The 24,933-nt window shown below is 68.9% G+C and carries 16 protein-coding genes; 11 read left to right on the top strand and 5 right to left on the bottom strand.

Annotated elements, in window-relative coordinates:
* Window positions 1-216: 216 nt before the first annotated feature.
* Window positions 217-1,284, top strand: coding sequence for a universal stress protein (locus ROY82_09925; protein ID MDT3682772.1), 1,068 nt, complete (start codon window positions 217-219; stop codon window positions 1,282-1,284).
* On the top strand, window positions 1,281-9,809 hold the full coding sequence (locus ROY82_09920) for a glucoamylase family protein (GenBank protein ID MDT3682771.1): 8,529 nt from the start codon (window positions 1,281-1,283) through the stop codon (window positions 9,807-9,809). Before ROY82_09925 ends, ROY82_09920 begins: the two co-directional genes overlap by 4 nt.
* Here ROY82_09920 and ROY82_09915 read toward each other — a convergent pair.
* Entirely contained in the window at window positions 9,795-10,031 is a 237-nt protein-coding gene (locus ROY82_09915) for a ferredoxin family protein (GenBank protein ID MDT3682770.1), read from the bottom strand. The genes ROY82_09920 and ROY82_09915 overlap by 15 nt on opposite strands.
* A gap of 452 nt (window positions 10,032-10,483) precedes the next feature.
* Window positions 10,484-12,595: a sodium-translocating pyrophosphatase gene (locus tag ROY82_09910; GenBank protein ID MDT3682769.1), complete on the bottom strand. Its 2,112-nt coding sequence runs from the start codon at window positions 12,593-12,595 to the stop codon at window positions 10,484-10,486.
* A gap of 300 nt (window positions 12,596-12,895) precedes the next feature.
* On the opposite strand from ROY82_09910, the gene pgm reads away from it, so the two are divergent.
* Entirely contained in the window at window positions 12,896-14,581 is a 1,686-nt protein-coding gene (pgm, locus tag ROY82_09905; protein ID MDT3682768.1) for a phosphoglucomutase (alpha-D-glucose-1,6-bisphosphate-dependent), read from the top strand.
* 87 nt (window positions 14,582-14,668) lie between these two features.
* On the opposite strand, the gene ROY82_09900 is transcribed toward pgm, so the two are convergent.
* Entirely contained in the window at window positions 14,669-15,502 is an 834-nt protein-coding gene (locus ROY82_09900) for a universal stress protein (protein MDT3682767.1), read from the bottom strand.
* 183 nt (window positions 15,503-15,685) lie between these two features.
* Between ROY82_09900 and ROY82_09895 the strand changes: the two genes are divergently transcribed.
* Genes ROY82_09895 through ROY82_09880 form a run of 4 tightly spaced genes read left to right on the top strand, consistent with a single transcriptional unit; the run spans window position 15,686 to window position 18,088 of the window.
* Window positions 15,686-16,138 (top strand): universal stress protein, encoded by a 453-nt coding sequence (locus tag ROY82_09895; GenBank protein ID MDT3682766.1) that lies wholly within the window; start codon window positions 15,686-15,688, stop codon window positions 16,136-16,138.
* Window positions 16,139-16,174: 36 nt separating this feature from the next.
* Complete coding sequence (locus ROY82_09890) at window positions 16,175-16,756, top strand: universal stress protein (GenBank protein ID MDT3682765.1); 582 nt, start codon at window positions 16,175-16,177, stop codon at window positions 16,754-16,756.
* A gap of 9 nt (window positions 16,757-16,765) precedes the next feature.
* On the top strand, window positions 16,766-17,428 hold the full coding sequence (locus ROY82_09885) for a histidine kinase (GenBank protein ID MDT3682764.1): 663 nt from the start codon (window positions 16,766-16,768) through the stop codon (window positions 17,426-17,428).
* Between the two features lie 9 nt (window positions 17,429-17,437).
* Window positions 17,438-18,088, top strand: a complete 651-nt coding sequence (locus ROY82_09880) for a response regulator transcription factor (GenBank protein ID MDT3682763.1) — start codon at window positions 17,438-17,440, stop codon at window positions 18,086-18,088.
* Between the two features lie 30 nt (window positions 18,089-18,118).
* Here ROY82_09880 and ROY82_09875 read toward each other — a convergent pair whose 3' ends face one another.
* Entirely contained in the window at window positions 18,119-20,476 is a 2,358-nt protein-coding gene (locus ROY82_09875) for a transglutaminase domain-containing protein (protein MDT3682762.1), read from the bottom strand.
* Between the two features lie 325 nt (window positions 20,477-20,801).
* Between ROY82_09875 and ROY82_09870 the strand changes: the two genes are divergently transcribed.
* The 4 genes from ROY82_09870 to ROY82_09855 all read left to right on the top strand — a co-directional run bounded on the left by ROY82_09870 (window position 20,802) and on the right by ROY82_09855 (window position 24,302).
* Window positions 20,802-21,563, top strand: coding sequence for an SDR family oxidoreductase (locus tag ROY82_09870; GenBank protein MDT3682761.1), 762 nt, complete (start codon window positions 20,802-20,804; stop codon window positions 21,561-21,563).
* A gap of 69 nt (window positions 21,564-21,632) precedes the next feature.
* On the top strand, window positions 21,633-22,583 hold the full coding sequence (locus ROY82_09865; GenBank protein ID MDT3682760.1) for a WYL domain-containing protein: 951 nt from the start codon (window positions 21,633-21,635) through the stop codon (window positions 22,581-22,583).
* Between the two features lie 31 nt (window positions 22,584-22,614).
* On the top strand, window positions 22,615-23,331 hold the full coding sequence (locus ROY82_09860) for an NTP transferase domain-containing protein (GenBank protein MDT3682759.1): 717 nt from the start codon (window positions 22,615-22,617) through the stop codon (window positions 23,329-23,331).
* A gap of 5 nt (window positions 23,332-23,336) precedes the next feature.
* The gene (locus ROY82_09855) at window positions 23,337-24,302 is read left to right on the top strand and encodes a hypothetical protein (protein ID MDT3682758.1); all 966 of its coding nucleotides are present in this window, start codon (window positions 23,337-23,339) and stop codon (window positions 24,300-24,302) included.
* 98 nt (window positions 24,303-24,400) lie between these two features.
* Here the strand turns inward: ROY82_09855 and ROY82_09850 are convergent, their stop codons facing one another.
* On the bottom strand, window positions 24,401-24,916 hold the full coding sequence (locus tag ROY82_09850; protein ID MDT3682757.1) for a GreA/GreB family elongation factor: 516 nt from the start codon (window positions 24,914-24,916) through the stop codon (window positions 24,401-24,403).
* Window positions 24,917-24,933: the final 17 nt, after the last annotated feature.

The following is a 24,933-nucleotide window of genomic DNA, read 5'->3' as shown; positions in this document are numbered from 1 at the left end:
GCGACCCTCGCTGAGCCGACGGGGCGAGCAGTGCGCCCTGACCGGCTAGGAACCGGGGTTCCGGGCTACACTCCCCTCAACGGAGGGTGCGCTTCTCCTCGCTGATCAGTTGCAGGCGACCCTAGCTTCGAGAGCCCGTCATAGGGCGGTGACCGAAGCAACGACCGACGCCTTGACCAGGCGCGCAACTCCAAACGGACTAGAGAGGGGGCAGCCATGTTCGACCACCTCTTGTTGCCCTTATCGGGCACTCGACTAGATGACGAGGCGATCCACCACGCTCGGAGCCTGGCGTTGATGACGGGCGGCGACCTTCAGTTGATCTACGTACTCGAACCGCACCGTCGGGGAAACCAGTTCGCCCCCATCGACATCCTCGAGTGGCACGCCGTACGCGCAGATGCCGAGGCATACGTGAAGCGCGTGGCCGACGATCTACGTGACGCGGGAGTGAAGGTCGATTACTCGCTGCCCGAAGGCCAGACCACGGAGCACATCATCCACCAGGCCCATCAGGGCGTCGACCTGATGATCCTTCCGACCGGGGCGTTCGGGCGGGAGCAGGTCGGAAGCCTGGGCGGCCAGGTCCTGTGGCGCAGCTACGTGTCGACCCTGCTCGTGAGGGGCCGCGGGTGGAGGCGGTCGACGGATACCGAGCCGCGCAAGCCGACGACGCGGCCGGCCGACCGCGTGGCGCCGAGCGCCACTGGGCCGGGTGCGGAAGCGCCGGTGGAAGACGTAACTTCGGCGCCGGCCGCACCGGCTGCTTCAGCCGCGTCCGCCCCCCTCTTCCGTACCGTGCTCGTCGCCCTCGACGGCTGCACCCGCGCGGAGTGCGTGCTCCCGGCGGTGAGGTTCCTGGCACAAAAGAGTGGCGCGAAGATCATCCTCGCCCACGTCGTCGAGGAACCGGCGCTGCCGCGGCTCGTGCCGCCGACAGCGGAGGAACTCGAGTTGGCGAGGCGCCTCGTGGACATCAACACGGCCGTCGCCAAGGACTACTTGCTCGACGTTCAGGCGCGGCTGGGCTTCGACGTGGAGCGGCGCCTTGCCGTCGGGAGAAGCGCTGCGGCGGAGTTGCACAAGATGGTGGACGACGCCGGAGTGGACCTGGTGATCATGAGCGCCCACGGGTACGGCGGCGATCAGGAGTGGCCGTTCGGCGAGGTGGTGACGAACCTCATCGGCTACGGCGAGACGAGCCTCCTGGTCATCCATGACGTGCCCTGGACCGAACGAGCGGGCACCCATCCTGACGTGACGGACGAGGCATGGGGAAGATGAGCGGTGCCGACTCGGCGGCAGTGGAACCGGAAGCGGTTAGTCCGGAGGCTTCCGAAACCGAGCGCCTGGCGGGTGCCTGGGCGCAGGCACAACCGGTTGCGCCCGAGGCCGACGTTGGGGCCCTGGCGGCGCCTTCGCCCCAGGCCCGGCTGAGCGCCTGCACCAAGAAGCTCGAGCGCGCCCACCAACTGTTCAGCGTGCAGTCCGCGGCCACGGAGACCGAGAGCTACGCCGCCGAGTGGTTCCTCGACAACTACTACATGATCCGCGAGGCGGTCCGCCAGGTCATCCAGGACCTGCCCCTCGACTACTTCCGGCGCCTACCCCGCTTGGCGCCCGGCGCCGAGCTGGCGGGGTCGCCGCGCGCGTACGCCCTCGCGCTCGAGCTCCTGGAGGAGTGTGGCGGGCGCGTCGACGTCGGCAGGATGCTCGAGCTGATCGAGGCCTATCAGCACAGCGCGCCGTTGACGATGGGCGAGTTGTGGGCGTTGCCGTCGCTCGTCCGGCTGGCGCTTCTGGAGTGGTTGAGCGACGCCGCCGAGGAGATAACCGCGGCTCCCCCAGACGAGGAAGCCGGTTCGGAGCGCAAGCACGCCAAGCAACGCGTGGCCGACTGCGTCGTGGGCCTGAGGAACGTGAAGACCGCCGATTGGGCGGAGTTCTTCGAAGCGGCGAGCCTGAGCGACCGTGAACTCCGCAAGGATGCAAGTGGCGACTACGCGAACATGACCTTCAAGACGCGCGATCGCTACCGCAAGGTGGTCGAGCGACTGGCGGCCCGCAGCGACGCGGACGAACTGGCGGTGGCGCGCGAGGCGGTTCGGCTGTCCGTGGCCGCTGCCGCCGACCCTGGTTCCAGGCCCCGCACCCGGCACGTCGGCTACTACCTGATCGACTTAGGCGTCGAGGACCTCGAGCGCGCCTTCAGTTACCGCCGGTCCAACTCGGAGCGGCTCAAGGCCTGGGTGCTGGCGCACCCGACCTTCGTGTACTTAGGCAGCGTCGCGCTCGTCGGGGCGGCGCTCATGCTATGGGGCCTCGCGTACGCCGGCTCGCATGGCGCCGGCTGGTGGCTGGTGTTGATAGCGGGCCTCCTCATGTTGGTGCCGGCACTGACCGTGGCGGTAGCCGTGGTCAACTACTCGGTCAGCCACCTCCTGAGCCCGAGGCTCCTGCCCAAGCTCGACTTCCGCAAGGGCATCCCTGCGGGCAACCGCACCGCGGTGGTGATGCCCGTGCTGTTCGGTAGCCGCGAGGAGGTCGATGAGCTCGTCTCACAGCTCGAGCGGCACTACCTCGGGAACCCCGACCCGCAGCTCTCGTACGCGCTGCTCAGCGACTTCCCCGACGCCGATTCCGCCACGCTGCCGGGCGACGCCGACATCCTGGAACACGCCAGGCACAGGATCGATGCGCTGAACGCCAAGTACGGCCAACCGAGCCCGCGCATCCACGCCGCTTCGAACGAGGCTAGACCCCGGCCCTTCCACCTACTCCACCGCGGGCGCCGCTGGAACCCGCGCGAAGGTGTCTGGATGGGGTGGGAACGCAAGCGCGGCAAGCTCATGGAACTCAACCGGCTGTTGCGCGGGGCGCCCGACACGACCTACGAGGTCATCGTCGGCGACCCCACCGGCCTGGCCGACGTCAAGTACGTGCTCACGCTCGACGCGGATACGCGCCTGCCCTCGGGAACGGCCCACCGCCTGGTCGGCACGCTGGAGCACCCGTTGAACCGCGCCGAGTTCGGGGAAGACGGCCGCGTGGTCGCCGGCTACAGCCTCTTGCAGCCGCGCACCGACGTGCTGCCCGAGAGCGCCAACGCCTCCCGTTTCAGCAGGCTCTTCGTCGGCGAGAACGGCCTCGACCTCTATACGCTGGCGGTGTCGGACGTCTACCAGGACCTCTTCGGGGCCGCTATCTTCGTGGGCAAGGGCCTCTACCACGTGGACGCCTTCGAACGCGCGATGGCGGGGCGCGTGCCCGAGAACAGCCTCCTCAGCCACGACCTGCTCGAGGGCATCTTCGGCGGCGTGGCGCTCGTGTCCGACGTCGTTCTGTACGAGGACTACCCACCCACCTACCTTGCGCAGGTGCAACGCGCCCAACGTTGGGTGCGCGGCGACTGGCAGCTTCTGCCGTGGCTGGCCGCCACGTTGCTCGGGGTGCGCGGTGGCGGCAGGGGAGAGCGGCTCGGCCCGGCGGGCGCGTGGAAGATCGGCGACAACCTGAGGCGCAGCTTGGTGGCGCCGGCGCTGTTCCTCCTCTTCGTCGCGGGCTGGACGATCCTGCCGGGTTCCGCGCTGGTATGGACGCTCATCGCGCTCTCGACGTTGTTCGCCCCGCTGATGGCCGGCGCAGTCATCGCGTTCGTGGCGGGCCTCATCGAGAACCAAGCCGTACCCGGACGGCGCCGGCTTGCGGCGTGGCAGCCACTCAGCCAGGCTCTGGGCCGGTTCGTCATCACACTGACCTTCATCCCGTACGAAGCGATCGCCAGGGTCCAGAGCGTGACCGTGACCCTCTACCGGCTGTTCGTCAGCCACCGCAACCTACTAAGTTGGCGCACCGCCGCGCAGACCTACGCCGAAGTGACGCCCACGCTCTGGGGCAAGGTGCGCCGCATGGCGTGGGCCGAGCTCCTGAGTGTCGCCGCAGTGGCTCTCGTCGTGCTGGTCAGGCCGACCTCGCTGGAGGAGGCCGCGGTGGTGTTGCTGCTGTGGTTGGTGGCGCCCTTGACGGCTCACCTGCTTTCGGTCGCCTCCGACGCGAAACCGAGGCCTCTCGCTGCGGAGGAGAAGCGGCGGCTTCACGGCCTGGCACGGCGTACCTGGCTCTACTTCGAGCACTTCATCGGGCCGGAGGACAACTGGCTGCCGCCCGACAACGTGCAGCTGGATCCCAACCCCGTGACGGCGCACCGGACGTCACCCACGAACATCGGACTCATGCTGCTTTCCACGCTGGGAGCGTACAACCTCGGGTACCTGGGCGTGGTCGAGCTCTCGTTGCGGCTGCAGAACACGCTCGAGGTTCTCGCTCGCCTCGAGCGCTACCGCGGTCACCTGCTCAACTGGTACGACACCCGCAGCCTCGAGCCGCTCAACCCGCGGTACGTCTCGACCGTCGACTCCGGCAACATGATCGGGTCGTTCATGGCCTTGCGTCAGGGCTGCCTCTGGCTACTCGACCAACCGCTCGACCCGGCGGCTCACCTGGGCGGGCTCTGCGATTCACTCGAGGTGCTCGAACAGGTGCTCGCAGAGGCCATGCTCGAGGGCGCCGAGCTGACGGCAAAGGCCGCCGCCGTGCGCGCCAGGGTGGAGCGGGACGAGGGCAAGCGGGAGCGCTGGGCCGCGCTAGTGACCTACCTGAGGGACGAGGCCTGGGCGGAGCTTCAACAGGGGTTGGTGGCCGCCATCGACTCGGGCGACCTCTCGGGCGCGGACTTGGCGGCGGCGCGGCTCTGGGCCGAACGGGTACATCATGGGATCAGGGTCACGCTGGGAGAGTTCGACTCGCTGGCGCCCTGGGTGGGCGCGCTGGCCGAGGCAGGCGACTGGGCCAACGGACTGGCGGCCGACTCGCCGGCAGGCGCCGCCTGGCACGACGTGAAGGTAGCCTTCTCCACCGACCCCAGCCTGCGTTCCCTGGAGGAGTGGTCGGCCGCGGCGGCGGTGAGGCTGAGGGCGTTCAGGGACGCGGCCGGTGACAAGGGCGAGGAACGGAAGAAGTGGACCGAGGCCCTGGAGGCGCGCCTGGCGTCCAGCCGCAAGGCCGCCGCTGGCCTGATCGGCTCCTTCGAGGACATCGCCGACAGGCTGCGAGCGGAGATCGAAAGCACCGACTTCGCATTCCTCTTCGACTCCGAGCGGAAGCTGCTGCGCATCGGTTACAACGTCGACGCCGAGCACTTGGACGCCAACTACTACGACCTGCTTGCTTCCGAGGCGCGCCTCGCCAGTCTGGTGGCCGTGGCGAAGCACGACGTGCCGGTCAGCCACTGGGTACACCTGAACCGGCCGCTGGGTGACGTGAAGGGCCGGGCGACCCTCCTCTCATGGAGCGGGACGATGTTCGAGTACCTGATGCCACCGCTGCTCATGCGCCGTTTCGGCGCCACGCTGCTGGAGCAGAGCTGCATGGTTGCCGTGGACGTGCAGATGGCCTACGGGAAGCGGCACGGGGTGCCCTGGGGCGTCAGCGAGTCCGGCTACGCACGCGTAGACGCAGCGGGCAACTACCAGTACCACGCCTTCGGCGTCCCCGAACTGGCGCTGGACCGCTCTTACGAGGGAGACCTCGTCATCGCTCCTTACGCTTCGGTGCTGGCATTGCCCTACCGGCCGCGGGCGACGCTGGAGAACTTCGACCGCCTGACGGCCCTCGGCGCGCTCGGGCCCCACGGCTTCTACGAGGCCCTCGACTACACGCCCTCGCGAAGGCCCCTGGGTGCGGATTTCGCGCTCGTGCGCTCGCACATGGCGCACCACCAGGGCATGGCCTTCTTGGCGCTGGCCAACGCGCTCACGGACGACGCGATGATAGAGCGCTTCCACGCCGATCCGCGCATAGCGGCCGTCGAGCTCCTGCTCCAGGAACGGATCCCGCTAGAAGTGCCCGTCGTCGACGAGGTGCGCGTGGAGGACGCGGCCACCGCGCCCGTCACCGCCGCCGAGCTGGACAAGCCCTGGCCGGTCTCCATCGACACGCCCACTCCCGTGTGTCACCTGCTGTCGAACGGCACGTACACGGTGCTCACGAGTGCCGCCGGCGGCGGTTGGTCGGCAGCGGGTGACGTGGCCATCACGCGCTGGCGGCCCGACGGCACGCGCGACCTGGACGGCACTTGGCTGTTCTTGAAGGACGAGGAGGACGGGAGCGTCTGGTCCGCCACCCGCCGGCCGCTGCCCGCCGACGCTCGCGAGGAACGCGTCGTGTTCCACCCGTTCATGGTGGAGTACCAGCGGGAGGTCGCCGGGGTCTTCACGCGTTTGGAGGTCGTGGTCGGCGAGGAGAACGCCGAACTGCGGCGCCTCGTGATCGTCAACCGTAGCGAGCGCAAGCGCCGGCTGCGGGTGACGTCGTACGCGGAGGTCGTTCTGGGGCCGGCCTCTGCCGACGCCCGCCACCCGGCGTTCAGCAAGCTGTTCGTCGAGAGCAGCTTCGACGCCAAGCGAGCGGCCCTGCTCTTCCGGCGGCGCCCGCGCTCGTCGGCCGAGCCGGCGGTGTTCGGCGCACACGCCCTGATCACGCCACGCACCGTGCCGTTCGGGGGCGAGTTCGAGAGCGACCGCGCCGCCTTCCTGGGCCGCGGCAACGAGCTGCGAGACGCCCAGGGGCCGCGGGGCCCGCTCGGGGGTGGAGTCGGGGCGACGCTCGACCCGGTGATGGCGCTCGCCCAGGCCTTCGAACTGGCGCCCCACTCCCAGGTGGAGTTCACGTTCGTGACGGCCTTCGGCAAGAGCCGCAACGAGGTCCTCGGCGTCCTCGATCGCCTGCGGGGGTCCGGCATGGTCATCCGCGAGTTCGGCCTGGCACGCATGCGCGGCAGGGTCGAGCTGAGAAGGTACGGCCTCACGCCCGAGCAGGTCGAACTCTACGAGCGGCTCTACTCCGCGATCATCTACCCGAACCCGGCGCTGCGGGCGAGTTCGGCCACGCTGGCTGCGAACACGTTGGGCCAGTCGTCACTGTGGGGTCAGGGCATCTCGGGCGACTTCCCCATCTTGCTCGTGAGGCTCGACGACCTCGCGCAACTGCCACTGGTCGCCGACGTCCTCAAGGCCCACGCGCTGCTGCGCCGCCGCGGCGTCAAGGTGGATCTGGTGCTGTTGAACGCCCGGGACACCGCCTACGATCAGGGCCTTCATGCCAGGTTGCGGTGGCACCTCAGCCGCACCGGTGGCGACGAGTGGCTCAATGCCAAGGGCGGTATCTACCTGCTGAGGCAGGACCAGTTGGCGCCCGCCGACCTTACGCTGCTCGAGAGCAGCGCGCGGGTGTTGTTGACCGGCAGCGACGGCTCCTTGAAGGAGCAGCTGTTACCCCTGCGAGAGCCCGTGCCGGTGGGCCTGCCCCGCCTCTCGGCGAGCGTGGCGCCTTGGCCCGAGCCGGACCATGAACCACCCGCCATGGAACTGGCGTTCGACAACGGCTGGGGAGGTTTCTCGCAGGACGGGCAGGAATACGTCATCCGGGCGCGGCGCGGGGCGCTGCCCCCCGCGCCCTGGACGAACGTGATCGCCAACCCCACGCTGGGTTGCCTCACCACCGAGGCCGGCATGGGTACTACGTGGGCGATCAACAGCGGAGAGAACCGCCTGACCCCTTGGAGCAACGACCCGGTCTCCGACCCGAGCGGCGAGGCCGTCTACTTGCGTGACGAGGAGACGGCGGAGATCTGGTCGGCCACCCCGCACCCTGCCGGCGCCGCCGTGCAGTTCGAGGTGCGCCACGCCGCGGGCCGTACGACCTACCGGCACTCGAGCCACGGTCTGGAGCACGACCTGGAGGTCTCCGTCGCGGCCTCCGACCCCGTGAAGCTCGTGAGGCTCCGGGTACGCAACCTCCTCGACCGACCCCGCAGGGTGACCGTCACCTATTACGCCGAGTGGGTCCTGGGCGTGGACCGTGCGTCCACGAGCCTCTACGTCATACCCGACTACGACCCCGAGCGCTGCGTGCTCCTGGCGCGCAACCCGTACGCCGCGGACTTCGGAGAGCGGGTCGCTTTCCTGGCCAGCAACAAGTCGCCCCACGGCGTCACCACCGACCGCCGCGAGTTCTTGGGCCGACTGGGCAACCTCGCGGAACCCGACAGCCTCAAACGCATCGGCCTGAGCGGGTCGACCACTGCCGGCAAGGATCCCTGCGCGGCCCTCCAACTTCACCTCGACCTGGCGGCGGGGGGCACCGAGGAGGTGCTCTTCGCCCTGGGCCAAGGCGACGACAAGGACCACGCCCTGGGCCTCGCCCAGCAGTACCGGAACATGGCCGGTTACGAGGGCGTGCGCCAGGTGGCCGATGCGGCCTGGGAGGAGCGCCTCGGCCGCGTGCAGGTCAAGACGCCCGATGCCGCGCTCGACGTCCTCACCAACCGCTGGCTCGTCTACCAGACGATCTCGAGCCGCTATTTCGGGCGCACCGCGTTCTACCAGCCGGGCGGGGCCTTCGGTTTCCGCGACCAACTGCAGGATGTGGTGGCGCTGCTCCACGCCGCGCCGGAACTGGCGCGGGAGCAGCTGCTGCGCGCCGCCGCCCACCAGTTCGAAGAGGGCGACGTGCTGCACTGGTGGCACCCCCCGGCGGGGCGCGGCGTGCGGACGCGCATCACCGACGACCTGCTATGGCTCGTCTACGTGGCCGAGCGCTACGTCACGACGACCGGCGACACCGGCGTGCTCGACGAGCAGGTGCCGTTCCTTCACGGGCCGGCGTTGAAGCCGGATGAGGAGGAGCGCTACGACGCGTTCTCGGCGGGCGACGAGGCGGGGAGCCTGCTGGAGCACTGCCGCCGGGCGTTGGAGCGCGGCGCCACCAAGGGGCGTAACGGTCTACCGCTGATGGGCACCGGCGACTGGAACGACGGCATGAACCGCGTGGGCGTGGGTGGCAAGGGCGAGTCGGTGTGGTTGGGGTGGTTCCTGATCGACGTCATCCACCGCTTCGCAAGCGTGCTGGAAGGCCGCGGCCAGGAGGAAGAGGCCGGGACGTGGCGCGCGCGGGCCAAGGATTACGCCGCCGCCATCGAGAACAGCGCATGGGATGGCGAGTGGTACTTGAGGGCGTTCTTCGACGACGGCACGCCACTGGGGAGCCACACGAACGAGGAGTGCAAGATCGACTCCATTGCGCAGTCTTGGGCGGTGCTTTCCGGAGCGGCGCCGCGGGCGCGGGCCGTGCGGGCCATGCGGTCCGTCGACGAACTCTGCGTGAGACGCGAGGATCGGCTCATCAGGCTCTTCACGCCGCCCTTCGATCGCACCACCCGGGACCCCGGGTACATCAAGGGTTATCTACCCGGCGTCAGGGAGAACGGCGGCCAGTACACGCACGGCGTCATCTGGTCTGCCTGGGCCTTCGCGGAGCTGGGCGACGGCGACGCGGCTCACTCCCTCTACCAACTGCTCAACCCCGTCATGCACACCGCCGACCGCGCCTCCGCCGGGAGGTTCAAGGTCGAGCCTTACGTGATGACGGCCGACGTCTACAGCCTCGAACCCCACGTGGGGCGCGGCGGCTGGAGCTGGTACACGGGGTCGGGGGCCTGGTTCTACAGGTTCGGCTTGGAGGGGCTCCTGGGGTTGGAGCGCGTGGCTGACGAACTCCGCCTACGCCCGCGCGTGCCCAAGGCATGGCCCGGTTTCGAGGTGCGGTACTCGTTCGGAAGCAGCACCTACGTGCTGCGCGCCAAGCCCGGCGAGCCCGAGTCGGAAACAGCTGTGATCAAGCTCGTCGACGACGGGCAGGAGCACGTCGTGGACGTGATCTACGCTACCGGGCGGCCGTCAGAGGCCGGATAGGCGCGTGTTCTTCTCGATGTACGAGGCCCACTCCTCGGGCACGTCCATCTCGGGGAAGATGGCGTCGACGGGGCACGCCGGCACGCAAGCGCCGCAGTCGATGCACTCTTCGGGGTTGATGTAGAACTGGTCGTCGGCCTCGTAGATGCACTCCACGGGGCAGACGTCCACGCACGAGGCGTCCTTGACGCCGATGCAGGGTTCCGTAATGGTGTAGGCCATTTCCGCCTTCTTCCGGGCCAGGATCGCGGCCCCGTTTGTCGCCGGGCGCTTGCCGCCCGCCGGACTCGCGAGGGCCCAGCCCTCACTAAGGCTGTTCTAGCAGGTTTATCCCGGGACAAGCAAGAACCCAGGTTCAGCCTGGGGGTAGAACGCCCCTCGGAGTTCCTGGGAACCAAAAGCGAGCAACCCCGGCTGCCTTTTCTCCGCTCCGTCGGTGCCCGTCCTCTGGTGTTCTGTGCTTGGTCGGGTTACTCGGTCGAGCCTCTAGTGGCGCTAGGGTCGCTCTTTAAGAAGTGGTCTTCTGGGATCTCTATCTCGTAGACCTCCTTCCGCCTTCACGGTACTCCGCGCGCCTGAGTATGACTAGGGCCACACGTCCTAGTTTTCGTGTGGCCCTAGCAGTAGACTGAGAACTTGGGGCCGCCGAAGGGCCCCACCCTTGGGTCCCCGGTTCAGAACAGCAGCCAACCGCCTGCCGTCGCGATGATCCCCGCGAAGATGAGCGCCACCGTGTTGATGACCTTGATGAGCGGGTTGATCGACGGCCCGGCGGTGTCCTTGTAGGGGTCGCCCACGGTATCGCCGACCACGCTGGCGGCGTGCGCTTCGGAGCCCTTGCCGCCGTGGTTCCCGTCCTCGATGTACTTCTTGGCGTTGTCCCAGGCGCCGCCGCCGGTGCTCATCATGAGGGCCATCATGAGGCCCGAGCCGATGACGCCTATCAGCAGGCCGCCGAGGGCGAGCGGGCCGAACAGGAAGCCAACGATGAGGGGCGCAGCGACCGCCATGATGCCCGGCAACGCCATCTCCCGCAGAGCGGCGGCCGTGACGATGTCCACCGCCTTGCCGTAGTCCGGCTTGGCCGTGCCCTCCATGATTCCCTTGATGGTGCGGAACTGGCGCCGCACTTCCTCGATGACGGCGCCGGCGGCCTTGCCGACCGACTCCATGAGGAAGGCGCTGAAGAGGAACGGCAGCATGGCGCCGATCAGGAGGCCTACGAGTACGATCGGGTCGTCGAGCCTGAAGGCACCTATCCCGTAGCGCTCGGGGTCGACGAGCTTCAGGCGCTCGGCGAAGTCGGCGAAGAGCACGAGGGCGGCCAGTGCGGCGGAGCCGATGGCGTAGCCCTTGGTGACGGCCTTGGTGGTGTTGCCGACGGCGTCGAGCGCGTCCGTGTTGACGCGGACCTCGGCGGGTAGGTCGGCCATCTCCGCTATGCCACCCGCGTTGTCGGTGATGGGGCCGTACGTGTCCATGGCGACGACCATGCCGGTGACGGAAAGCATGGCCACGGCGGCCACCGCGATGCCGTAGAGGCCGGCCACCGAGTAGGAGAGGAAGATGGCGAGGACCAAGACGATCACGGGCAGGGCAGTCGACTGCATGCCAACGGCCAGGCCCGAGATGATGTTGGTGGCGCTACCCGTGATGGACGCCTTGGCCACGCGCCTCACCGGTGCGTAGCGGGTGCTGGTGTAGTACTCCGTGATGAACATCAGGGCCACCGTGACGACGATGCCGATGAGGCTGGAGACGAACAGCGACCCCCAGCCCATCTCGCGGCCCAGGACCGAGAAGTCGAAGTCGTGAAACATGGCGTAGGTCAGGCCGGCGAAGGCCACTACGCTGATGCCGGCGCTCACGAAGACACCCTTGTAGAGGGCGCCCATGATGTTGCTGGAGCCCTCGGGCAGGCGCACGAACTGCGTGCCGATGATGCTGGCGATGATGGCGATCGCGCCGAGCAGGAGGGGGTAGAGCACGAGGTTCGTTACGACGCCCGTGCCCGGTAACAGGTAGCCGAGGAACACGGCGCCGATGGCGGTCACGGCGTAGGTCTCGAAGAGGTCGGCGCCCATGCCGGCGCAGTCGCCCACGTTGTCGCCGACGTTGTCGGCGATGACCGCGGGGTTGCGGGGGTCGTCCTCGGGGATACCGGCCTCGAGCTTGCCAACGAGGTCGGCGCCCACGTCCGCGGCCTTGGTGTAGATGCCGCCGCCCACACGGGCGAAGAGGCTGATCAGCGAAGCGCCGAAGGCGAAGCCTATGAGTGGCTCGACGGGGTTCTTGAGGTCCAACACTATGTGAAACAGCCAGAAGAAGCCGGACACCCCTAGGAGTGCCAGACCCGCCACGGCGAGGCCGGCTACCGCGCCGCCATTGAACGCTATCCGGAGCGCCCCCGCGAGGCCGCCGCGCGCGGCCTGCGCCACGCGCACGTTGGCGCGCACGGCGACGCTCATGCCCACGTAGCCGCTGATGGCGCTGAACAGCGCCCCCACGGCGAAGCCGGCGGTGGTCCACCACCACATGGTGCGGTCGTGGTCATTACCCGACGTGAGCGCCACGACGGCGAAGATGGCCGCGATGATCACGGCCACCACCGTGATGGTGCTGTACTGGCGGTTCATGTAGGCGCCGGCGCCCTGGCGCACGGCGTCGGAGATCTCGACCATGCGCGCGTCGCCCGTCGGCGCGGCCATGACGTTCCGCGCCAGCAGGAAGGCCGCCAGCAACGCCACTACGGCGGCCAAGGGTACTAGGGTGATCAACAGATCCATGCTTCCTCCAGCGAGATGCCCGGGCGCCGTCGTTGCTGCGCGCCCACGGACTGTTATTCGAGGCAGTCGCGTAACCTGCGCCGGCGTGAGTGATCCTCGGCCAGGAGCGGCCACGCGCCCATGAGGCAGCCGCCAGCCTACCATTCACGGACTTCTCATAAGCGCGGTGGGTTTGGTCTGACGGGGCGCCGAGGGGCAACCGTTCCTGCGGTCACTAGTGGCAGGTTGTAACGTTGAGGAACGCGTCCGCAGCGTATCGGCCAGGTTGGGTCGTTCGCTGGACCGTCTGGAGGTCGATGCATGAACCGTAGCCCACTCGCCGGTCGCAAGGCGCCCAGGTCGCTTCTTATCGACGTCCCACGGCTCGTGACGGACTATTACGCACAGGCGCCCGACCCGTCCGTCGCCGCGCAACGCGTTTCTTTCGGCACCTCCGGGCACCGTGGCACGAGCGAGGATGGCACCTTCAACGAGGATCACATCCTCGCCATCTGCCAGGCCATCGCCGATCGGCGCAAGCGTGAGGGCCTGGGCGGACCGTTGTTCCTCGGCTCCGACACGCACGCGCTGTCTACTCCAGCGCTCGTCACGGCCCTCGAGGTGCTGACCGCCAACGGCGTCTCGGTCGTGGCCGCCAAGGGCTTCGCCCCGGTACCGACCCCCGTCATCTCGCACGCGATCCTCACGCACAACCTGGCTACGGGGCAGCACCCGGCCATGGTGCCGGCATCGCGCCGCGCCGACGGTGTTGTCGTTACCCCCTCGCACAACCCCCCGAACGACGGTGGCTTCAAGTACAACCCGCCCCACGGGGGCCCGGCCGACTCCGACGAAACGGGCGAGATCCAGCAGGCCGCGAACGCCTACTTGGAGGCCGGCCTGACCGGCGTCAAGCGCCAGTCGCTCGCCAAGGCCCGCGCCTCCGGCGCGTTCGAGGAGCGCGACTTGGTAGCGCCGTTCGTCAACGACCTGGGCAGCGTCGTCGACATGGAGGCCATCAGCGCCGCCGGGGTCAGGGTGGGGGTGGATCCGCTGGGCGGCTCCTCCCTCGCCTACTGGAACCCCATCGCCGAGCGCTGGAAGCTCGACCTGACGCTCGTCAACGACGTGGTGGATCCGACCTTCTCTTTCATGCCCGTCGATCACGATGGCAAGATTCGCATGGACTGCTCGTCGCCCGACGCCATGGCCAACCTGATCCACATGCAACACGACTTCGACGTGGCCTTCGGCAACGACCCCGACGCCGACCGCCACGGAATAGTGACGCCGAGCCATGGCCTCATGAACCCGAACCATTACCTGGCGGTTGCCATCGAGTACTTGTTCACGCATCGCAGCTACTGGCCCGGCGACGCGAAGGTGGGCAAGACCCTCGTGTCGAGTTCGATGATCGACAAGGTCGCCGAGTCTCTCGGACGCGAGGTCGCCGAGGTGCCCGTAGGCTTCAAGTGGTTCGTGCAGGGGCTCCTCACGAGCGCCTACGGGTTCGCGGGGGAGGAGAGCGCCGGCGCGGCGTTCCTGCGGAAGGATGGCGCGCCCTGGACGACCGACAAGGACGGCCTCATCCTCGGCCTCTTGGCCTGCGAGATCAAGGCCAAGACCGGTGAGGATCCTGGGCAACGCTACGCGAAGCTGACCGCGCGCTTCGGAGACCCCGCCTACGCGCGCATCGACGTGCCGGCGTCGAAGGAACGCAAGAAGGTGCTCGGCGCCCTCACCGCCGAGGCCCTGGAGGCGGCCGGCATGAGCGAATTGGCCGGCGAGAAGATCGTGAAGGTGATGTCCAAGGCGCCCGCGAACGGCGAGCCCATCGGCGGCATCAAGGTCATCACCGAGAACGGCTGGTTCGCCGCTCGGCCCTCGGGCACGGAGGACGTCTACAAGATCTACGGCGAGAGCTTCGCCGGTGAGGAGCGCCTCGCGAAGTTGCAGGACGAGGCCCGCGCACTGGTGCAGGACCAGTTCGAGCGGGCGGGGGTCTAGGGCACCGTCTTCTAGCTTCGGGGGCCAGGCCTCTGGGGCTGGCTTCGGGTCGTCTGGTTTCAGACGCCTGGTTTCAGAGGTCTCGCCTCAGGGCACGGTGACGGGCACGCTGAGGATAGGCACCGAACTCGAGCGAATCAACGCATCTGCCCGGCTGCCGAGGAGGAGTCCCGCGGCAGCGCTATGGTGCCGCAGGCCGATGGCGATCAGGTCCGCCCCCACTTCTTGAGCTATCTGCGGCACTACCGTGACGGGATTGCCCGAGCGAACCACCAGGCGCGAGGCTACGCCCTGCGACAGGTCGCTCATCTGCGTGGTGACCTCGTGCATGTGGTCGGCGTCGTCCTTCAGCCTCTCGTCGTCTATCACGTGAGTCAGCACCACCTCGACGCCCCAAGGAGCCCAAGAACGTACGAGCTCCCAGGCAGCCGCGGAGGGCTCGCCGAAATCGGTGGCCACCAACACGCGCTGAAGCTGGCCGACGGTGGCCTCGTCCCTGACCGTGATCACGGGCACGTGGGCGCGGCGAACGAAGCGCCCGGCAACGCCGCCGAGGAACACTTTGTCGAAGCGGCTGGCGCCATGCGCGCCCATCACCACCATGTCGAAACGTTCTTGCATCGCCAGCAACTCCTCGACGGGGTTGCCCCACAAGAGCTCGCTGGTAGCGTCCGGGCTGGAGACGTGCGAGAGCATGCCACGCAGCCGTTCGACCTCGAGGTTGCGGTCCTCGTCGGCGCGGCGGCTCAGCTCCGGGTTCAGGCTGTCGAGTTGTGAGCGCAACCTGGTGCTGTCCGACTCGAAGCGCTGCTGAACGTGCACTACGTGCAGGCTCCCGTTCGAGCGGCGCCGAAGGTCACGCGCCAGGGCCAAAGCCAACTGGGCCGGCTGCGAGAAGTCGGTCGGATGCAGGATTCGCATGCTTACCTCCAGGCGTCCTATGCCTCGCATCATACGTTCGCGCGCGTGGTCTTGCGGCGGGGGCGAATGGCGAAACCCAGGCGTAGGTGGATTTCCCACGCCCCTGTAGGGTGTCGGCCCTGCCTTGCGGTGTGCGGAGGTCGTAACCTGGTGTCAGGCCACTGCGCCTACGGGAGGTCTGTGATGTACAAGAAGATCCTGATGCCAACCGACGGGAGCGCCTGCTCCGACTTGGCGCTCGCGCAAGGGCTGGAGTTGGCCAAGCAGCTCGGCGCCCAGGTGACGTTCCTCCACGTCCTCGAGAACCCCCTCACTGCGGGGTACGCCACCCCCGAGACCCTGCCTTACTCGGCCCAGCTCTACCAGGACTTGCGGGAGGCGGCCATAACGCTGCTGGAGGGCGCCAAGACGCGAGCGGAGAACATGGGCGTGGTGGCGGAGACCCAGCTGGTGGAGCACAACGACCCGGTCAAGGCCATCCACGAGGCCGAGACGGGCCACGACCTGGTCGTCATGGGCACTCACGGACGCCGCGGGTTCAACCGCTGGATGTTCGGGTCCGTGGCCGAGGGCGCGTTGCGCCGCTCCAGCAAACCGTTCCTGCTGGTGCGTGGCGAAGAGGACAAAGAGGGCTGACGGAAGGGCCCCTGGCCCGATCAGGAGGTAGCAAACATGAGCGCCGCCAGCAAGAGCGAGCGCGTGCGGGTACTCATCCCGCTCGACGGCTCCGAGTTCTCCCGGCAGGTCATCCCTTACGTCATCGACGTGTTGCGTCCGGAGACGCACTCCCTGACCCTGCTCAGGGTCGCGCCCGTGCCGGAGGGCCACAACCCCATCCCATCCAGGCCGCTGGTCGTCGAAGGCTGGTCGGCCAGTGACGGCTGGCGTTCGGACGAGCCTCCCGTCTACTACAGCCAGGTCTACGAGGGCGCCATCGCGAACCTCGAGGAGGAGGTCCTGGGCGAGGCGCGCCGGCTCGACGCTGCCGGCTTCGACGTAGTACCCGTGGTGCGCTTCGGTGACGCTGCTGCCGAGATCGTTGACGTGGTCAAGGAAGAAGGTTTCGGGATGGTCGTCATGGCCACGCGTGGCCGCTCGGGGCTGGGCCGGATGCTTCTCGGCAGCGTGGCCGGCGAGGTGCTCAGGCGCGTTCACGTGCCCGTGATGATGGTGCGGCCCGTCGCCGAGGGCGCGGGGGAGCGGGTGGCCGTGCCGGCCCGCGTCGCCACGCCACTGGACGACGTCGCCGGCTGAGGCCCTGGCGTGGACCCGCTCACTCCCGCCCAGCATGCGGAGCTGCTGCGCGCCGCGTTCGAAGCGCAGGAGCGCGAACGTTCCGTGGTGGCGGCGGAGCTTCACGAGGGCGTGGGTCAGTCGCTGAAGGCCATGTTGCTCGGACTGCAGAGCCTCGATGACTGCGCCGTGGCGGAGCAGCGCGAACACTTGCGGGAGCTCGCGTCCCAGGCCCTGGACGCCGTGCGGCGCATCGCGCTGGAACTGAGGCCCTCGACCCTGGACGAGCTCGGCCTTCCGGCGGCGCTGAGGGCGGAAGCGCGCCAGGCGGAGCAGCGAGGTAACGTGATGATCACCGTGCTGGCCGACGTTCCGGAGCGGCCACGCCGGCCCTTGGGCGGGGCGCCCGAGGCGGAGGTCGCGCTGTTCCGGGTGGCCCAGGAGGCGCTGGCGAACGTCGTAGAGCACGCACAGGCAGAGAACGCCTCCCTGGTGCTCACCGCAGTTCGCGGCTGGTTCCACCTGGTCGTGGAGGACGACGGGGTCGGCATCCTGGAGGGCGCCAGTGGCCTCGCCGCCCCCATCGGCCTGGCGGGCGCCAGGGCCCGGGTGTTGGCGCTCGGTGGAGAGCTGAGCGTAGAGAGTTCCCGGGGGGGAGGAACGTCCATTTACGCGCGAGTGCCGGCCCTATAGCGTAAGGGCATGAAGCGGCACACTATCAGGCTGATGCTCGTCGACGACCACGCCCTGGTGCGCTCGGGAGTGAGGTCGCTGCTCGAACTACACGACTCCACCAGCGTGAAGCTCGACGTCGTTGCGGAGGCAGGTTCCGCCGAGGAGGCGCTGCAACTCGCCGAGGCGCAGACGCCCGACGTGGTCCTGCTCGATCTGTCCTTGCCCGGCCGCAGCGGAATCGAAGCCTTGGCCGACCTCCGCCTGGCACTGCCCGAGGCCCGCTTCGTTGCCCTCTCCATGCACGAGGACCCCGAGTACGTTCAGCGGTTCCTCGACGGCGGCGGGTCCGGGTACGTACCCAAGACCTCCCTGGAGACCGAGCTGGTCGACGCCATCTTGGCCGTCGACCGGGGCGAGTACTACGTTCCCGCCAGGCTACTGGCCCAACTGTCCCGCGCCCTCGCGAACCCCGACCCGCGGCGGACCGCCCAGCTTACCGAGCGCGAACGAGACGTCGTGAAGGGGATCGCTACCGGGTTCACTTACCGCGAGATAGCCGCAGAGCTCAGCCTCAGCGAGAAGACCGTCGCGACGTATCGAGAGAGGGCCTCGGAGAAGCTGGGGGTGCGCTCGCGCGCCGAGCTCGTCAGGTGGGCGCTCGAACGCGGCCTCGTCTAGGTTCGACCGGCGGCCAGACCGGGTCCGTTCTCAGCCTTTCAACTTCTTGAACAGGCCGCCACAGAGGCCCCCGTAGCCGAGCTCCGGCACGCCTCCCCACAGGGCGTCGATGGTGGCCATGTAGATGACGGTAGTCCAGGTCGTGTTGATGTTGGGGAGCATGCTCAGGCCGGTGTTGACGCCCGAGCAGACCGTGGTGAAGATGCACTCCGCCAGCGCATCCTTGCCCTCTTGAGCGTAGCCCTGCAAGGGAAGGCTGATGGTCATGCCCAGACACCTGCCGATGGAGGCGTACTGGTTCAGAACCGTGCGCAACTGAAGTATGACGTCCGCCTGCTCCGAGTATTCGGAGAAGGCCTGGCCCCAACCTCGATCGCCCATGCCGACGACCGCGCCTGTTGCCGGGTCGAGGCTCCACCACCCCACCGCATCCTCGCCTCCGGCCGGCACCAACGCCAGGCGGCCCGCCGCCAGGTCGGCCAGCACGCGAGCGCGCAGGTCAGGCACGAGGTTCGGCGCCGCGGCGTCGAGCTCGGAAGCCGAGGCCACGACCTGCCAGGGGCGGCCCGCCACCAGGTCCGAGGCGAACGCGGTGGACACCGCGGCCGGACCCTGCGCGGGCTCGGCGGGATCGGCCAACTGCTCTTGAAGCAGGGCCTCCAAGACGGTGTCGCGCACGCCCTGCACGAGCTGAGCCCTGCGGGCATCCGCGGCGTCGCTCGTGGAAACGCCGCCCGACACCAAGTCGAAGGCCGCGGCCACGCTGAAGTCGGGCGCCAGGCTGCGGTGGTAGGCGACGACCAGGGGCGCCGTCTGGGTGGCGGTCATGTGGGCTCCGCGGAGCTGCTGGAAGCGCTCGAGCGGGGTCACCGAGCGCGCGATGCCCGCTAAACGCTCGGCGATCATTCTCGGTGGCAACGGGCCGTCGACCGCGTAGGCCTCCAACCAGGCGTTCTCGTCGCTGAGCAGGCGGCTAAGCGCCGCGGCCTCGACCGCCTCCGGCGGGAGGCCGGCGCCCGCGACGACGATGTCCGTCTGTCCCGAGAGGGCCGCCGCGCGCTCCAGGAGCTGTTCTTCGGTCAGCTCGAGGGCGGTGACGCCGGCCGCCCTCGCGGCCGGGCCGAGCAGGTCGAAGACCTCGCGGCGGTAGGTGGTCTCGAAGGCTCCCGCAGCCGTGACCGTGTAATCGAGCCAGAGTGCGGTGAACGCGCCTGCGGACTCGTCTTCGGCCCCCGCGGTGGATCCGCCGAAGCCTCCGAACATCCCGCCGATGCCGCCGCCTAACGCGCCGGCGCCGCCCCCACCTCCGTCCTCGCGGATGGTGCCGTCGGCGTTCACCGTGGACTTGCCGAAGGTGACGTCGTTAACGAACAGCGTCGGGCGCCACTCGGTGATCGCGAGGAGTGCCTCCCGGTACGCGGTGGTCGCATCTGGCTCGGCGTAGAGATCGGGGTCGGGGTAGTCGGTGGGCAGCGCGGCGAAGGCCGCGGCGTGTTCGGCGCCCTCCGCGGCGAGGAGGTCGGTGGCCGCGACCTCCGTTTCCGTCAACTCCTCGCCGTCCCAGGTTTCGGCCACCACCGCGACCCTCACGCGGTGCAGGCGGTCGCCGCACGAGAGGTCACGGCAGGAGCCGTCCACGGCCGCCAGGAGCCGCAGGTCGGTGAGGTCGAAGCGCAGCTGGGCCGGCGCCAGGCTGGTGCCGATCCGTGCGTCGGGCAGGGTGGGGTCGAGGTCGAGCCAGCCGTTGTCGCCTTCGACCTCCACCCACCAGTGATCGGCAACGGCCTCTAGAGCGCTCGGACTCTCCGCGGTGAGGAAGGAATCCTGCTTCCCAGACGCCTCGAGGGCCGCGAGCAGCGCTTCGCTCTGGTAATCGGTGCGTTCGTCGATGCTGCGCTCGAGAGCGGCGGCGGCGGTCACGGCGTGCTCCAGGCGCGCGGTCACGTCCGCCGGCTCCAGCCCGTAGAGCGCGGCAAGGCGCTCGATCGGGTCGGTCTGTGGCGCCACCGCCGGGGGCGTGGCTGGGCGCGTCCGGAGGGCCGCGACTCCCGCAGCCGCCGCGTCGGCGTCGAGCGTCGCGTGGGCAACTATGGCCCTGACGCCGTTAGCCTCGAGGAGGGCCTTGAGGAGCAACGTGCGGTCGAGGGCGTTGCCGGCTCCGTCCATCAGCACACCCGCGGCACCCTTCAGCGCACCCCGGTAGGGCACGTAGCCGAAGTCGTCACGCACGAAGTCGAAGATCGCCTCGACGCTCACCTCGCCCGGCGTCCCCAGCGTCGCGAGAGCGGCGTCCACCTGGAAGTTCGCCCTCGGCGCCTCGGCCAAGGCGCCCTCTAGGTTCGCGAACAGGACGTCGGGGTCGGGCGGGGTCTGGGCGAACGCCGTCATGAGCGTTACGCACGCCAGTAGGGCCGTGGCTCGGCGGCGAGTTCTCGAGAAACGGTGTTCGACGTTACTTCGGGCGCTCGTTCCTGAAGCCCTGCCCATGAGGTTCCTCCCGGTTGCTGCACGTGCGTCGTGGCAGTTGCATACTCTACACTCACCGCGGCGCCCTGATGATGCTCGCTAGGTGTCGGGTAGGTGAATCTCCTACGTGCAAGTAGGGGTTCTGCTCAGGTGTTGCGCGTCGGGGGAGCGTAGCCTGGTGCAGAGGCCCGGCACGGCGCAAAGCTCGGTGACTACGGCCTGACCGGGGCCCCGATGCGGAGGAATCATGAGACTAGCAGGCAAGGTGGCGCTTATCACGGGCGCAGGTTCGGGCATGGGTCGCGCCATGGCGATACGGTTCGCGGCCGAGGGCGCCAAGGTGTTCGGTGCCGACTGGAACGAGGCGAGCCTGCAAGGCGTTACCGACGAGGTCAGGGCGGCGGGCGGGGAGATGCGGGGCCTGAAGACGAACGTCGCGGTGCGCGCCGAAGTAGAGGCGATGGTCGCCGCGGCCGTCGCGGCGTACGGCCAGCTCGACATCTTGGTGAACAACGCGGGCGTCATGGACATCAATCAGGGGGCCGCCGAGATGGACGAGGAAGTCTACCGGCGCGTCATGGGCGTCAACGTCGACGGGCCAGTGTTCGCCAGTGGCGCAGGCATCAGGGCCATGGGCGAGAAGGGTGGCGTGATCCTCAACATCGCGAGCGTGGCGGGCGTCAGTGGCGCCGCGGCCGGCGCGGCGTACACGATGTCGAAGCACGCCATAGTGGGCCTCACCCGCAACACCGCCTTCCTGTACGGCCCCAAGGCGATCCGCTGCAACGCCATCCTCGCGGGGGCAGTGGTCACCAACATCATGGCTAGCGTGGACGCCGCCAAGATGGACCCGTACGGCAGCAGCCGCCTGCAGCGTTACTACGGGCTGATTCCCGCGCAGCTGCAACCCGAGGACATCGCGAACACCGCCCTGTTCCTGGTCTCCGACGAGGCGAAGATGATCAGCGGCGCGCTACTCGCGGCCGACGGGGGCTGGACCGCGGCCTGAAGCGCGCCGTTTCCGTAGGGTGCGCGAGCAGGACGCCGCGGCGGCCGCCTCACGGGGTAACCTCGGGGCGTGAACCGTACCGTGGGCAAGGCGCAGCGTCTCGCTACGTTGCGCGAGGAGCTCGAGTTGCGGCCCCGCACCGTGGTCGAGTTGGCGGCCCAGCACGGCTTTAGCCGCCGCACGATCGAGCGCGACCTGGTCACGCTCGCCGAGCACATGGGCGTCGAGCTCCGCAAAGACGACCGGCACCGCTACTGGGTGCCCCAGAAGGCCACCGCCCTCAACGAGGTGGAAGCCCTGGCCGTGTACAGCGCCACCCGGTTGCTGCTGCACACGGGCGTGGGTGAGCGGCATTACCGCACGGCGCTGGTGAAGCTGGCGAAACAAGTGCCCGAGAGGGCGCGTAAGTCGTTGCTGGACGGCGTCGAGGGCCTCAAGTCGGCGCCGGAGGACCGCGTGCTCGACCTGGTGGCGCAGGCCTGGTTCCAGCAGCGCGTGCTGCGCTGCACGTACGAGTCGGCGCACTCCGGCACGAAGCAGCCCCGAGACCTCGAGATCTACTTCTACGAACTGAACCGCCGCAACCTCGAGCCCTACGTGCTGGCGTTCGACCGCACCGTTCGCAACGACGTCGCCATCTTCAAGCTTGCGCGCATGACGCAGGTGCAGTTGCGAGACGCTACCTACGAGATCCCGGAAGACTTCGACCCGAGCGGCCGCCTGGGCTCCTCCTTCGGCATCGTCATGGGGGAGGAGATCGAGATCACCCTGCACGTCGGCGAGACGGTGGCGAGGCGCATGACGGAGAGCTTCGACCGCAACTTGCGGCTGGGGGAAGTGGCGCCCGACGGCCGGCGGATCGTATACCTCACCGGCACCGTAGACTCGAACGGCCAACCCCTCGAGTTGCTGCCCTGGCTGCTCGGCTGGGGGTCCTCCGTGGAGGTCATGGCGCCTCTCTCCGTGCGCGAGCGCATGGCAGAAGAACTGACCAGCGCGCTGGGAGCGTACGCCGACTGATGGCGGCGCGCGGCTCCGCGAAGGGCTGAACATGGAATTCGTCTGCCTGGCAGCTGGGACCGGCACCCGCATGGGGCGCTTGGGCGTGTACCTGCAGAAGTGCATGTACCCGGTCGGGCTGCGGCCGTTCCTCGAGTTGAGCATGGCCGAGGCGGCCGTGGCGGGGGCGGAGCGGGTCCACCTGGTGGTCGGTCACCTCCAGGAGCAGGTGCGGGCGTACTTCGGCGCTCGCTTTGGCGGGCTTGAGATCAACTACGTCGAGCAACCGCGGCCCCTGGGCACGGGTCACGCCCTTGGCCTGGTGGCGCCGCACCTTGACCCGGAGTCCGGTCCGGTGCTCGTGTGGCAGGCCGACGTGTTCGCCCCGCACGAGCTGTTCGCGGCCCTGCTCCACCACCGGGCCCCCAACGCCTTGACCCTGGTAGAGGAAGAGGATAGCGGCCCCGACGTGAAGGTCTCGGCCGAGGGCACGCTGGTGACGAGGGTGTGGCAGGGCGCCGGTCCTTTCTCCGACGGCGGCGTGTGGAAGTTCGAGCGGCGGCTGCTCACGGAGCTGGCCGGGCGCGCCGAGGACTCCGGCGAGTACCGGTGCCTGCCCAACCTGCAACTACTGATAGAGGCCGGCGAGGCCGAGGTCGGCTTCGTGTGCCTCGGCCGGCGGCTACACATCGGGGGCACCTTCCCCTCGGCCGAGGCGAACGTGGCCGACGTCGTCACGCAGTTACTGACGCTCAAGCGGCAGGGCTGAGCGGCATGCTCGTGGCCCGGGCCCCACTGCGCGTACCGCTCGCGGGGGGGCTCACCGACCTCAAGCCCTACGCCGACGCGCACGGCGGCCTGACGGTGAGCGCGACAATCGGCCTGGCGGCGCGGGTGACTTGGCTGCCGAGCGTGGACGGGCGCTTCGAGGTGGTCGCCGAGGGCCGGGTCGACCAGGCGAGCACCGTGGGTGAAGTCAGGCACGAGCTGGTGCGCACCGCGCTCGCATCGGTGGACCCCGTACACCCGCCGGTGCGCCTGGGTGTCTGGCTGGACGTGGAGGGGCACAGTGGCTTGGGGGCGTCGGGCGCAATCTGCACGGCCCTAGTGCACGCGGCGCTGGCGGCGAGGGGCGAGGAGGTCGACGCCGCACGCCTGGGCGCCTGGGCGGCGCGGCTGGAGGTCGACGAGCTGGCCGGAGCCTCGGGGTACCACGACGCCAACATCTCGGCCCGCGGCGGCTTGCGCTGCCTGGCCTACAGGGGCGAGAGCGTTACCGAGGTGCCGCTCGAACTCCCGGACGAGTTCCAGAGCACCTTGTTCGGCTCGCTACTGCTCTTCGCCACGCCGAGGCGGGGCGCCACTCGCACCTCCCTGGCCGCGCTGTTGGCGCGCTTCGACCAAGCGCTGCCGGTGCTGCACGACATCAAGGCCGTGGCGCTCGAGTTGACGTCCGCCCTGAGCGGCGGTGATCTCGCCGGCGTGGCGCGGTGCGTCGGTGAGCAGCAGCGCCTCAAACAGCGGCTGCCAGGCGATTTCGTCGACGACTGGGTAAGGTCGTTGGTGGTCCGGGTGAACGCCGTTGGTGCCACCGCGCAGCTTCCCGGCGGCAAGATCGGGGGTTTCGTGCTCGTGTGCTGCCCGGACGGACAGGTCGAGGCGGTGCGGGCCGCGCTGGCGGAACTGAGGGAAGTCCCCTTGGCGTTCACGGAAAAGGGTAGCTCCGTTAGTCGCGTCTGATACGCGCGCCCGGTGCGCCCGGTGCGTCCGGTGCGTCCGGTGCGCTCTATGCGGTGCGCCAGGTGCGCCCGGTGCGTCTGGTGCGTCCGGTGCGCCGCCTACGCGGGATACTCGACGCTCTCGAGCTCGACCGTAAGCGTATTCTCACCGGCCTCGAACGTCACGACCTCGCCCTCGCGCCGGCCCATCAGGGCCTGGGCAACGGGCGCGACGAAGGCTACGCGGCCCTCGAGCGGGTCCGCTTCGTCGACGCCGACGAGTGACAGCTCCGAGGTCTGGCCGGACTGCGGGCCGCCCAGGTAGCGCACGCGCACCGTGGCTCCGAGGCCGGCCAGCTTGCGGTCGTCGGGCGGCGGGCTGACCTTGGCGCTGGCTAGGCGCTCGAGCAAGAGGAGAAGCTCCTCCTCCAACGCGGCCAGGCGGCGGGTGGCTTCACCCGTGACCTCGCCGGCCTTCAAGTCCTCCAGGGAGGCGAGCTTCGCGTCGCGTTCCGCCTCCAGCGCCGCCAGGCCCGCCGGCGTGACGAGGTTGGGGACGCCGGCGGGCAGGGGTGCGCGGTGCGTGACCACCACGTCCTCGCTGTCGGCGTCCTCCTTCACGAAAGCACGGCTCATGAGGGCCACACTACCGC

It is taken from the genome of Truepera sp., from assembly GCA_032027045.1.
In the GTDB taxonomy this organism is placed as follows: domain Bacteria; phylum Deinococcota; class Deinococci; order Deinococcales; family Trueperaceae; genus JAAYYF01.
Note: the sequence above shows the minus strand (reverse complement) of the source record. Positions and strands in the feature narration are given on the sequence as shown.

Bases quoted from the DNA above. Each gene is read 5' to 3' on its own strand.
- ROY82_09925 (MDT3682772.1), top strand. From the start codon at position 217: ATGTTCGACCACCTCTTGTTGCCCTTATCGGGCACTCGACTAGATGAC.
- ROY82_09920 (MDT3682771.1), top strand. From the start codon at position 1,281: ATGAGCGGTGCCGACTCGGCGGCAGTGGAACCGGAAGCGGTTAGTCCG.
- ROY82_09915 (MDT3682770.1), bottom strand. From the start codon at position 10,031: ATGGCCTACACCATTACGGAACCCTGCATCGGCGTCAAGGACGCCTCG.
- ROY82_09910 (MDT3682769.1), bottom strand. From the start codon at position 12,595: ATGGATCTGTTGATCACCCTAGTACCCTTGGCCGCCGTAGTGGCGTTG.
- pgm (MDT3682768.1), top strand. From the start codon at position 12,896: ATGAACCGTAGCCCACTCGCCGGTCGCAAGGCGCCCAGGTCGCTTCTT.
- ROY82_09900 (MDT3682767.1), bottom strand. From the start codon at position 15,502: ATGCGAATCCTGCATCCGACCGACTTCTCGCAGCCGGCCCAGTTGGCT.
- ROY82_09895 (MDT3682766.1), top strand. From the start codon at position 15,686: ATGTACAAGAAGATCCTGATGCCAACCGACGGGAGCGCCTGCTCCGAC.
- ROY82_09890 (MDT3682765.1), top strand. From the start codon at position 16,175: ATGAGCGCCGCCAGCAAGAGCGAGCGCGTGCGGGTACTCATCCCGCTC.
- ROY82_09880 (MDT3682763.1), top strand. From the start codon at position 17,438: ATGAAGCGGCACACTATCAGGCTGATGCTCGTCGACGACCACGCCCTG.
- ROY82_09875 (MDT3682762.1), bottom strand. From the start codon at position 20,476: ATGACGGCGTTCGCCCAGACCCCGCCCGACCCCGACGTCCTGTTCGCG.
- ROY82_09870 (MDT3682761.1), top strand. From the start codon at position 20,802: ATGAGACTAGCAGGCAAGGTGGCGCTTATCACGGGCGCAGGTTCGGGC.
- ROY82_09860 (MDT3682759.1), top strand. From the start codon at position 22,615: ATGGAATTCGTCTGCCTGGCAGCTGGGACCGGCACCCGCATGGGGCGC.
- ROY82_09855 (MDT3682758.1), top strand. From the start codon at position 23,337: ATGCTCGTGGCCCGGGCCCCACTGCGCGTACCGCTCGCGGGGGGGCTC.
- ROY82_09850 (MDT3682757.1), bottom strand. From the start codon at position 24,916: ATGAGCCGTGCTTTCGTGAAGGAGGACGCCGACAGCGAGGACGTGGTG.